Here is a 12238-nt window from a genome sequence, read left to right as displayed (position 1 = left end):
AATACCCCTAATAATTAGAAACTATAACGTACCCCTATAATGCCCTGAAGAGACTGTTTTGTTTTACGCCCTTTAACATAATGCGCCTCACCATAGAACTTCAACTTCTCACTCACTAAACTGCTTAAACCTATCCCTAATTTACCCGCATTCCCTGACAAGTCCGTAGTAAATGGATGGTGTTGATTAATCAACGTTTGATTGTCATCTTTATTCTCACGCAACCATGCTGCTGTGATATAGGCAAGGGATGAAGAAGCCTCATGAGAACCAAATTCATACCCTAAAGATAAGCCAACCTCACTGCGTAATGAAGTAAATGGACGCAGATCACCTACCATGTCATTCGATAACTTGATTTCTTTACCCTCAACTTGCAACCATGTAAATTGTCCATAAGCTTGCAGCCAACTGCTCTTGGACGTTTGAAGTCGATAACCCACTTCAAAGGAGGTTCCAACGGCCCATTGCGTATAACTTCCTTCAATCCCTAAACCATTCGTTGAAACGGCCTTCAGAGTATTTTGATAATGATTATATTTTAAAATACCATCGAGATACCATCCACTATGATCTAAATAAGTGACATAAGCGCCAATGCCATAACTATTGATACCGCTGGTACCCCCTCGTGCATGCGCAATGCGTGCGTGGTCATAACTGCCAAAACCACCGATATAAAAATCTCCATTTTCCCATTCGCTTAAACCATTGATCCCTAAAACGATACCGGTCTGATCGAGCTTAAAGTCTATATGCTCTGTCGCAATGCTTTCTTTAGACTTAATCGCGTAAGTCCATAAAGCCGTATTCTTTTTACTTTTATCTAGAATTCCTCTTCCCATACGCACGCTTTGCATTTCGTTGTGAAATACCATCGCTGGAGCTACAGACATAGACAAAACCGCATCTGTAGAAGGTGTGGTTAAAAAGTCAGAAACTGAAAGCTTCTCACTTAATTGTGGAAAAAGTTGATCTTTATGAACTGGACGCAAAGTCATTTGATCCGCTGAAGATTGAGAAGAGGCTGAAACAACAACCGCTTGCTTTTCATCAGAAAGAGGGCGAGAACCTGTTGGAGGGAACACCACATGCGTCCGTTTTTCTTGAGAAGAAGATACCGAAACACTAGAAACATTCTGTGTTTCTCTTAAATGACGTGGCGGACGTTTCTTGGGTGGCTGTTTTTTAGTAAGTGGACGAGGACCGATATCTTTCCCTCCAGAAGAAGCCCCTTGATCAGACTGTGTACCCGCATCAGCAGACAATGCAAGAGGAATCTTTGCTTTCTTATTCACACACTCTACTTCAGAACTAGAACCTTCCGTATCTCCAGAAGCTCTACTTAAATACCAAATTGTAGCACTACCACTAGAATCAGCACATCTTCCTCTCTTCACTAAGCGATACTGATAGGTTCCACCATCAACAGCTGTAATGTCCTTGCCCGAAAGATCTGCCAGAGTAAAATTAACTCCTCCATTATGGCTTCTATCGGTAATTAACGGAAGCTCAGTAACCAAACTATTCTTTTGTGAGAGAGGAGCTGTAATTTCACGACCAGAATCTGCAATATTTATTTTGTGATTCCCTGCACCCTCACCAATCGACAAATAATCACTCGCCTCCCACGTAGCGCTAATATTGAATCGAAAATGTAAATCCCCTGAAAGTTTCTCAACATAAAGTGAAATATAACGTGGATCATACGGAATAGAAGAAAAAATAACAGTCCCCCCCTGCCCCCCTAAATCTTTAATTTTAATCTGTGGTTTTTCTCCTATTTTTCGTTCACCAACCTCAAATATTGGTTCATCAGGTTTTCTTTCTAGAGGAATGTTTTTCTTGGTAATATGATTTGTCCTACCACCAGCAAATAAATAAAGTTCTCCATGATTATTGACCCTTACTTCCCCAACGACATCTTTTACACCAACATGTAGCCAGGATTTAGCAGAATCCGTAATTGTTAAAGTATCGACCAAACCTTCAGGATATACAACTTGAACAGCTCGATCCTTCAAAGTAGTTTTCACAGATTCTCCTAGTGCTAAGACGTGCTGTCTACCATTATCAGAAACTTCTGTAGCCGTTGCTCTCCCCCCTTCCTTTCTTTGCCCCGCATAAAGATTTTGTTCTCCGTTATTTCCTACTTTCGTATACCAAGTCTCTCCCCCATCATACACATTCTGCTGCCCTATTGCTCCATCTCCACCCGTAACTGTGGAATTATATGCACTACTTCGTCTAGGCTTGCGTGTAAGATCAATATTTGGCTCTTCATGAACAAACTGCTGACCTCCCAAAATTTCGGCGTTTATTGTAATTCCTGCACGTGTAACTATTTGCATCCCTCCTTTTTTGATAGTGGACCCCACGGAAGTTATTCCATTATCAATAAGCTCTACCTCACCATATCCAATCGTCATATTATTTTTGAAAAGACGAGCAATTATTTCTAAATTTTTTCGTTCCTCTTCTTCATTTCTCACATGGGTTACTCTTATTTGCCCTCTATTCCCACTCTCTACTGCACTTGCAGATTGCGCAAGACAACTACTGATCATCAATACTGAAAAACTTAACTTGTATTTATACCGCATTATCCACACTCCACTCTTCAATTATTTAGAAAAATATCCCGCGGCTACGCAGGTAGCTCATTTTAGATTGTATCATAATGTGTTTTATTTATGTCTAAATACAATTTTTTGGTGTGTTTTTTAATTTAAAACAATCATAAGTTGTAATCTTATAAACCACTAAAAACTCTAAATGAAGGTAAAAAACTGAATAAAATTCAAACTATTGACTTGAATTCAATGAATAATTTGCATATTTGAAATCATGGATGAAAAAAATGCTCATGCCCTTTAATGGGATCATACCTCTCACGTAAAACAGAACACCCTTGGCGTTGCGCATTCACACGCTTGTTTTAAGGAAATATCTCTCAATACGCCCAAGCCCATTTCCCGATGTCGACAGTGAATAGTAATGATAAATCCATTGAGTATAACTATCTTTACGCTTAAGACGAAGTAAGCCGGCACCATCACACACTTTTCCAGCCCTAAAATGTTGCGATACCCCTTGGCACTTCAAGCGGTTTATAAGAGGCATTTTTAGTCCTCTTATACAATTTTACTACACACGGCTTTCCCCGCTTGTGACAAGCAAGCAGATATTTTTGATTGATTCAATATGGAGCAGATTTGAAATAAGAAAATCCTACGATATTGAGGACTCCTCATTCAACATGCAAAACAATGAACACTCTTGATAAATTAGCAGCTTGCCTTAAAAGAGAGTATAAAGGCATCCCTACCGTTTGAGAAGGTCTCTACACTCTCGAGAAGACATAGCGATGTATTATCTTTTTAGGCTCCTAAAACAAATAGTATTTGTAAAGTTAATCAGCCGTGTAAAGGTGTGCTTAGAAACTATAGCGTAACCCTAAAATACCTTGAAGAGCATTTTTAATCTTATGTCCTTTTAGGTAATATGCTTCCGCATAAAGTGTCAGTTTATCATTGACCGAACTGTTTAAACCAATTCCCAATTTACCCGCACTACCTGATAAGTCTGTGATAAATTTATACTGATTATTAATTGTCGTATAATTATTATTTATATTCTCACGCAACCAAGCTGCCATTATATAAGCTGTTAATGAAGTTTCTGAATTCACAAAGAATTCATGTCCCGCCGTCAAGCCAACTTCACTACGAAATGAAATTAACGGTCTTAGATCACCGATCATTCCATTGGAAAGTTTTATTTTTTTACCTTCAACCTGTAGGCCTGTTAGCTTGATATAAGGCTGCATCCAAGTATTTTGCGCTGGTTCAAAATAACAACCAATCTCAAATGATCCACCTATCGCCCACTGATTGTAATGACTTTGAATCGCTAAACCATTCGTTGAGATGGCTTTCAAATTATCTCGGTAATAATTATATTTCAAAACACCATCCATATACCATCCACGATGATCAAAATAGGTTGCGTATGTTCCAATGCTATAGGAGCTCAAATCACTGTCACCCCCTCGTGCATGAGAAACACGTGCTTGATCATAACTAGCAAAACCACCAACATATAACTCTCCATGCCTTAATTCATTCAACTGATCAGCACCAAGAACTAAACCTGTCTGCCCAAGCTTAAAGTGTGTATGTCCTGTAGCAATGCGTTCTCTGCTCTTAATCCCATAAGTCCATAGCTCGATATCTTTCCTATTTTTGTTCCAAATTTTTCTACCATTCCGTACAGTTTGCAACTCATTGTTAAAAATAAGTCCAGGAACTACGGACAACGTTAACACGGCATCTGTAGAAGGTGTCGTTGCTGTTCCACCAGGCACGAACGGATTTGTAGGATCTGGAATAGGGTTTTCTGGTCCACTGAGGCGGTCTGCAGATAAAAACCAAACTTTTCCATTTTCATCCTTTCTTTCTTTTAGGCCATACATATAAGTTCCACCATCAATGGCGTTAATGTTTTCACCCTTAAGATCTGTCAGTATAAAATGCGCTCCACCACTTTGATCTGTAATTAAATCACGCTTATTTGAAAAAGGGTCCGTGATCTCAACGCCAGAATCAGCAACACTTATCGTATGATTCCCTACGCCTTTCTCAACGAAGAGATAGTCACCACGGTTTTGGGCAATCGTGGTATTGAACGCAAAATGTAAACTTCCTGAAAGATTATTCACATGAAGCTGAGAATAATATGGATCAGAACCCGTAAACGAAAAAATAACACTCCCCTCACCACTTAATTTTTGTATCATAGAGCTTTTTCCATCAAACTCATCAGTGAGTGAGTACAGTTTTGTATCTTTTCCATTTAAAAGAATATCTTCTACGGTGGTGCGATGTTGATCATTCCCAGCATAAAGATGAAGCTGACCAGAATGATTTACCTGTGTCTTGCTTTCTAATGTCGCTCCAGCATGTACCCATGATTTTGTTTCATCATTCATTGTTAGATTTTTTACAGATCCATCAGTATCTATTTCCTGAATAGCGCTCTCATTTAAAGTGACTCCAATAGCCTGACCGCCTTTTAAGATTCGCTGTTTACCACCAGCAAAAACCTCTGTATCAAATGCAAAACCACCATTTTTTGCACCTTCAGAGTTTTTTCCAACCTCTTGTACGCCCCCTCGCATAACTTTTGTATTCCAAACTTTACCCCCATCATATACTTTTTGTTGACCTAGTGTTTCATCTTGACCATAAATGACTGTATGAGAAGCGCTACTCCCTTTAATCTCTCCTCCAACATCCCCCTCCCCGAAAACGAGCTGCTCCCCACCATAAATTTTTGTCCCCTCTACTTTTCCTCCATTTCCAACACTTTGCTGTCCACCTTCTTTAACGACAGCATTTTTTGAAAAGCCTTGTTTTCCCTTTAAAGCTTGAACATTTTCAATTCCATCATGTTCAATTTTACTATTCTCACTGAAACCTCCTGCATACACATAAAGCTCTGCGCCATTTTTTACCGTGTTATTGATGGATCGTCCTGGACTATCAATCTCACCATCATTTGAAATGTATGCTTTACCTTCATTATCAAGGACATAATTTTCAAGCAGTGCCCCATCTTTAATAGAGATAAGTTCAGGTTTTTTAAGAAACGCTGTATTTTGTTCTCGTGCATTATATCCAACATTGTCGCGACTATTGCCATCAAGCTCCTGTTGACTCGCGAACATTCTAGCACCCTTAACAGTAGCAAAATCGCTAGGCTTTTTTAAAAAGCCTAATTCATTGTGCCTCCTTACAATGAAATCATTCGATGCTCCAAGTATACATCTTCCTGTTTTCATATCTTCATTGTATTGATCCTGAAATACTTGGTTATTTTCATAACTTGCAGATTGACAAAAAAGCGATGTCCCCCCCTCACTTGCAGCAGCAGCCTGTATAAAACAACTGCTCAACATGAGTACCCAAAAATTTCGTTTCCATTTATATTGTGTAGCCATATCCTCCCCCCCTCTTCACGTCTGCATAGACACCAAACGTAACTAGCTCTACAAAATATATTTTCAACCTTGAATTGTAATAATTCTTCTGAGTAGCCCCATCACTTTACTCAAAAACCGTTCTTTACAATCTCTTAGATGCATTTTTAATCGAAAATATAAGGAAATTCCTGCATTCCTTCAAAGTTTTTTCATCAAAGAAAAAAGTAACACTTAATAAACTATAATATAAAATTAGAGTATATAATCTGTCATGAAAAGCAAAGCTGCATGGGCTGAAAAATTGTTTACAATTTATTAAAGATTTTTAAAAACAATTATACCTTTAAAGATAATTTACAAATACCCCTAATAATTAGAAACTATAACGTACCCCTATAATGCCCTGAAGAGACTGTTTTGTTTTACGCCCTTTAACATAATGCGCCTCACCATAGAACTTCAACTTCTCACTCACTAAACTGCTTAAACCTATCCCTAATTTACCCGCATTCCCTGACAAGTCCGTAGTAAATGGATGGTGTTGATTAATCAACGTTTGATTGTCATCTTTATTCTCACGCAACCATGCTGCTGTGATATAGGCAAGGGATGAAGAAGCCTCATGAGAACCAAATTCATACCCTAAAGATAAGCCAACCTCACTGCGTAATGAAGTAAATGGACGCAGATCACCTACCATGTCATTCGATAACTTGATTTCTTTACCCTCAACTTGCAACCATGTAAATTGTCCATAAGCTTGCAGCCAACTGCTCTTGGACGTTTGAAGTCGATAACCCACTTCAAAGGAGGTTCCAACGGCCCATTGCGTATAACTTCCTTCAATCCCTAAACCATTCGTTGAAACGGCCTTCAGAGTATTTTGATAATGATTATATTTTAAAATACCATCGAGATACCATCCACTATGATCTAAATAAGTGACATAAGCGCCAATGCCATAACTATTGATACCGCTGGTACCCCCTCGTGCATGCGCAATGCGTGCGTGGTCATAACTGCCAAAACCACCGATATAAAAATCTCCATTTTCCCATTCGCTTAAACCATTGATCCCTAAAACGATACCGGTCTGATCGAGCTTAAAGTCTATATGCTCTGTCGCAATGCTTTCTTTAGACTTAATCGCGTAAGTCCATAAAGCCGTATTCTTTTTACTTTTATCTAGAATTCCTCTTCCCATACGCACGCTTTGCATTTCGTTGTGAAATACCATCGCTGGAGCTACAGACATAGACAAAACCGCATCTGTAGAAGGTGTGGTTAAAAAGTCAGAAACTGAAAGCTTCTCACTTAATTGTGGAAAAAGTTGATCTTTATGAACTGGACGCAAAGTCATTTGATCCGCTGAAGATTGAGAAGAGGCTGAAACAACAACCGCTTGCTTTTCATCAGAAAGAGGATGCGGACCGACTGGAGGTCCTCCTTCAATCGTTTGACTTCCCAGAGTTGAAACAATTGAAGAAACTGGAGCTGGAGATTTTTGACTTAAGTTGGGGCGATTTTCTCTTCGACGTGGCAACTTAATCGCATGCTCTTCTGTATTTGTAAGAGTTGAAAGAGAAGAAATCGGTTGATTTTGACTTAAATGCCGCGCAGATCTGCTTCTACTCCGTGGCAAACTATTAAGAAATGGAAAATTATCAATAAAGACTGCAGATAAATACCAAACTTTTTGCTCCGCATCCTCACCAATTCTTTGTTTTAAACCATACACATAGGTTCCCCCATCAACAATATGAATTTTTGCACCAGAAAAATTTTGTAGAGTAAAAGATGCACCTCCACTTTGATCCAAAATTAAATCAAGTTCTGTTGAAGAAGGATCAACAATTTCAATACCAGAATCAACCACACTTATTGTGTGAAAACCACCACCATTTTTGATAAAGAGATAATCACCCTCTCCTTCTGCAAGGCTGACATTAAAATTGAAATGGTGACTACCCGAAAGCTCATCAACATAAAGCTTGGAGTAATGTAAATCGGATTCCGTAGAAGTAAAAACAATCTCTCCTACACCGCTCAACTTCTTAATATACGTTTCTGTGTTTCCATATCCATTAGAAATAGAGTACAATTTAGCATTTTCTCCCTCTAAATTGATATCTTCTACTGTCGTCTGATGATTTTTTTCAGTATAAAAACGATCATCTCCAGCATAAAGATGGAGACTACCAAAATTCTGAACCGTTATTTCTCCTTCTAATATCGCACCAGCAAAGACCCGTGAATTGGCGCCCTCTCCAATTGTTAGATTTTTTACAATGCTCCCAGCATGAACTTCTTGAGCAGCATGGCGGTGTAAAGTCACAATATCCACCTCTCCGCCTGCTAATACTCTCTGTACACCACCTGCAAAAATCTCAGTATTCACGGCTAAACCGCCAGCTTTTTCTGCAAAGTTATCATCACCAGGAAACCATTTAGCAAGAGTTTGTATTCCTCCACTCATCACTTTTGTTCCCACTGCCATTCCATCATCATACACATTCTGCTGTCCTGGTATGTCCCCTTGACCATAAATTATCGTATCATAAGCACTGCTCCCAACAATTCCACCGTTCACATAACTATCTCCCCAAACCAGCTGATTACCACCGTAGATTTTAGCCTGCAATGCTGTTCCCCCTCCTTCTACCTTTTGTTGCCCGCCCTCGTAAATAATCGTAGACTCTGAGATCCCCTGTTCCCCGATAATCTCTAAACCACCATTTTCAATTGTTGTATTTTCACTAAAGCCACCAGCCTCAACATAAAGTGTCCCAGATCCTGCAACTGTAGCGTTAATGGACTTTTTAAGAGCATCTTTCTCTCCATCATTAGAGATATAAACTATGCTACCATCACCAAGCCAAAAGTTTTGTAAAATGCCTCCTCCCTCACGAATACTGAAATTAATGACATCAGAGATACTAAAATCTTTTGAAGATGCCATATTTTCTTCTTTTTCAGGAAGCTTATCTATAGGCGATTCCGCATGAGGTGAGGGGATTACAGGAATAGAAGTTGTTTGTGGTGTAGCCAAATACCATATTTTTCCACCGTTATAATCTTTTTCCTTTAGAACATATAGATAAGCTCCACCATCAATCGTGCTAATCTTTTCACCAGAAAAATCCGTCAGAGCAAAATGAGCCTTTCCGCTTTGATCATTAATCAAATTAAGTTCAAGAACTAAATTTTGCGTTTGTAGAGAAGAATTGGCAATTTCAATACCAGAATCAATCACGCTTATTGTGTGATGTCCATCGCCCTTTTTTATAAGGAGATAATCTCCGCGTTGCTCCTCAAAATTGGTATTTAGTCTAAAATGTAAACTCCCTGAAAGATTACCGACCTCAAGTTTAGAGTAATGTGGATTAAATACGGTAGAAGTAAAAATAACGCTGCCATCACCACTCAGATTCTCAATCAAAGAACTTTCGCCATCCATCTTAGAAGCAATAGCGTACAATTTTGTATCTTTGCCATTTAAAACAATTGTTTCTACTTCAGTACGAGATCGATCAGCACCAGCATAAAGATAAATTCGTCCAGAATCATGAATCATGGTGCTTCCTTCTAATGTTGCCCCAGAATGTAACCATGATTGTGCTTGATCCTTAATGATTAAATCTTTTACATAGCCCCCTAAATCTATTGCTTGGAAAGCATTCCCTTGTAAAAGAACTCCAAGAGCTATTCCTCCCGCTAAAACGTGTTGCTCTCCACCAGAAAAGACCTCTGTATCAAATGCAAAACTGCTATAATCGTCTAGGTTATCTTCTACATAAAGATTTTGTACTCCTCCTGCCATGATCTTTGTGTTAAAAACCTCTCCATCATCGTACACATTCTGATATCCTATTACTCCATTTTCACCAGAAATAACGCTGTCATAAGCGCTGCTCCTTACCATCGCCCCTTTAATATCAGACTTTCCTGAAACAAACTGCTCACCACCGTAAATTTTAGCCCCTTCAACTTTCCCCCCATCTTCAACCTTTTGTGTTCCCCCTCTCTTAACTGTACTATCTTGTGAAAGCCCCTGCTTTCCAATAAGCTCAGTCCCTCCTCTTTGAATTGTCGTATACAAGCTAAAACCACCGCTATAAAAGGAAAGCGTTCCACCATCTTTAACTGTATTACTAATTGAAGTTTCTCCATTGCTCTCAACTTTTTCACCGCTACTATCAAAGCTAGGATCCGTAATCGTGACAATCATTCCCTTTTCAATGGTGAGGTCTGTGAGATCATTCGATAATGAAGCCATAACAGATGGTTGCAAGCTAAAATCAGAAAATAAAGAGGTATTTGCCTCATCAACAGCATAATTCGCATCTAAATACCAAATTTTACCGGTGCCTTTATCGTTTCTATGTTTCAAACGATACCTATAGGTTCCGGCATCAATAGCCCTGATTTTTTCACCAAAAGTGTTTGTTAGAGTAAAATGAGCGTTCCCACTGTGATCAGAAATTAATTTAAGCTTTTTGTAAGAAGAACTTGTAATTTCACGACCAGAATCAGCCACACTTATTGTGTGAGAACCAGAGCCACTTTCTTTAATGACAAGATAATCACTAAGATGCTTGGCAAAATTAACATTAAAATCGAAATGGAAAGAACCTGAAAGATCCTCAATATTAAGCTCTGAGTAACGCTTATCAGTCCCGAAAGACGTAAAAATAACTCTACCATTTCCTTTTAAATTCTGGATATTAACATGAGTTTTTTTTCTGTTATCTTCAGAAGCAATAATATAGAGTTTGGTATCTTCTCCATTTAAATTAAGATTTTCTACTTCCGTAACCGCTTCATCATTTCCAGCATAAAGATAGAGGCTGCCAAAGTCATAGACATTTGTATCTTTGTCTAATATTGCCCCCGCAAAAGCCCATGACCTTGCTTGATGATTAATTGTTAGATCATCCGTATATCCAGAATCATATATCTTCTGAGTAGCTCTATCGTATAAAGTAACTTTACTCGCATTCCCTCCCGAAAAGATATTCTGCATCCCATTTTTAAAAAGTTCGGTATTGAATGCAAAAGCCCCCTCATTGATTGTAAAATCTTCCTCTTCTATATCGGCTGTATCAGCATCTTCTGAGAAGCTGTTATTAAAATTCTCTTTACCATCAAGATTCTGAACCCCTCCTTTCATAACCCTTGTGTCAACAGCTATCCCCCCACTATAGACACTTTGTATTCCTGGCATTCCATCAGCAGCATGAATTTCAGTGCCATAAGCACTGCTTTCCTTATCTTTACGCGACGAACCTTCTCCAAGGATCCCCTTACCAAAAATAATCTGCTCACCACCATGAATTTTAGTCCCTTCAGCATTTGCACCACTTTCAACAATTTGTTGTCCCCCTTTTTTAACAAAAGCATATTCTGAACTGCTCAAGCTTTGGACAAACTCAATCCCACCATGCTCAATGATCGTATCCCTACTCACACTTGCTGCATCAATGTAGAGTTTTCCACCCTCTTGAACCGTATTATTGATGGAATAGGCAGCATCTTCATAGCTAAAGCTATTTATTTCAGAACCTTCAGAGTCACGATTCGTAATATAAATAGCAACCCCATCGCTTATTATTGAATTTGTGAGAACTTCAAAGAGTAGATTTTCTAATCCCTTCTTTTCCTCTTCTGAAGACTTCCTTCTTTCTAGTGTCTTTTCATGCGCTATCATTTTTGCCCCCTCTTTTTTCTCTTTTAATCCCCTCACTTTTGATAACAATTTTTTTGTCTCTTCTAGCTGTTCATTGATACCTACTGGTGTTAACAGCTTTTCTTTTAGTGTTGCTACTCCATCTGCATTCGCAATCTTGACAAAAAAACTACTGGTCATTAACGCACAAAAACTTAATTTCAATTTGCGTTGCATTATTCACACTCCATAATTCCAAATTTAAATCCCCCCCATTTAGAAAAAAGTGCATAGACCAAAACAACATTCTGTAATGACTCAACCGCATATTTTTTTAAGATAATAAAGCATTCGATGATTAAGCTCTGACAGATCAAATACACACTATGTGTTTTTAAATGTATGCACAACTAAAAGATTTAATTTTTACTTATGCAACTAAAAAGTGTTATAATTATATTCATAAAAAAAATTTTAATATTTTTGAGACACTAAAACACTGATCTACGAATAAGATTGATCCCTCAATGATAAAAATGGCCTTAAACTTTAAAGGAAATAGCACTATGAATGAGAGCGGTCTTTATGGC

At 38.4% G+C, this 12238-nt stretch carries 4 protein-coding genes; all 4 read right to left on the bottom strand.

Annotated elements, in window-relative coordinates; all coding sequences use genetic code 11:
* Window positions 1–14 precede the first annotated feature (14 nt).
* The 4 genes from bafA (PVV66_RS04775) to bafA (PVV66_RS04760) all read right to left on the bottom strand — a co-directional run bounded on the left by bafA (PVV66_RS04775) (window position 15) and on the right by bafA (PVV66_RS04760) (window position 11885).
* A complete protein-coding gene (gene bafA / locus PVV66_RS04775; RefSeq protein ID WP_273717546.1) occupies window positions 15–2603 on the bottom strand; it encodes a BafA family autotransporter in 2589 nt (862 codons plus the stop codon).
* A 322-nt stretch (window positions 2604–2925) separates the two neighbouring features.
* Window positions 2926–3123 (bottom strand): hypothetical protein, encoded by a 198-nt coding sequence (locus tag PVV66_RS04770; RefSeq protein WP_404977234.1) that lies wholly within the window; start codon window positions 3121–3123, stop codon window positions 2926–2928.
* A gap of 313 nt (window positions 3124–3436) precedes the next feature.
* Complete coding sequence (gene bafA, locus PVV66_RS04765) at window positions 3437–6001, bottom strand: BafA family autotransporter (RefSeq protein ID WP_273717547.1); 2565 nt, start codon at window positions 5999–6001, stop codon at window positions 3437–3439.
* A 355-nt stretch (window positions 6002–6356) separates the two neighbouring features.
* A complete protein-coding gene (gene bafA / locus PVV66_RS04760; protein WP_273717548.1) occupies window positions 6357–11885 on the bottom strand; it encodes a BafA family autotransporter in 5529 nt (1842 codons plus the stop codon).
* Between the last annotated feature and the right edge of the window lie 353 nt (window positions 11886–12238).

This window comes from Bartonella sp. AU16XJBT (genome assembly GCF_028618665.1).
Classification (GTDB): Bacteria; Pseudomonadota; Alphaproteobacteria; order Rhizobiales; family Rhizobiaceae; genus Bartonella.
Note: the sequence above shows the minus strand (reverse complement) of the source record. Positions and strands in the feature narration are given on the sequence as shown.

Coding starts and splice junctions, on each gene's coding strand:
- bafA (WP_273717546.1), bottom strand. CDS start 2,603: ATGCGGTATAAATACAAGTTAAGTTTTTCAGTATTGATGATCAGTAGT.
- bafA (WP_273717547.1), bottom strand. CDS start 6,001: ATGGCTACACAATATAAATGGAAACGAAATTTTTGGGTACTCATGTTG.
- bafA (WP_273717548.1), bottom strand. CDS start 11,885: ATGCAACGCAAATTGAAATTAAGTTTTTGTGCGTTAATGACCAGTAGT.
- PVV66_RS04770 (WP_404977234.1), bottom strand. CDS start 3,123: ATGCCTCTTATAAACCGCTTGAAGTGCCAAGGGGTATCGCAACATTTT.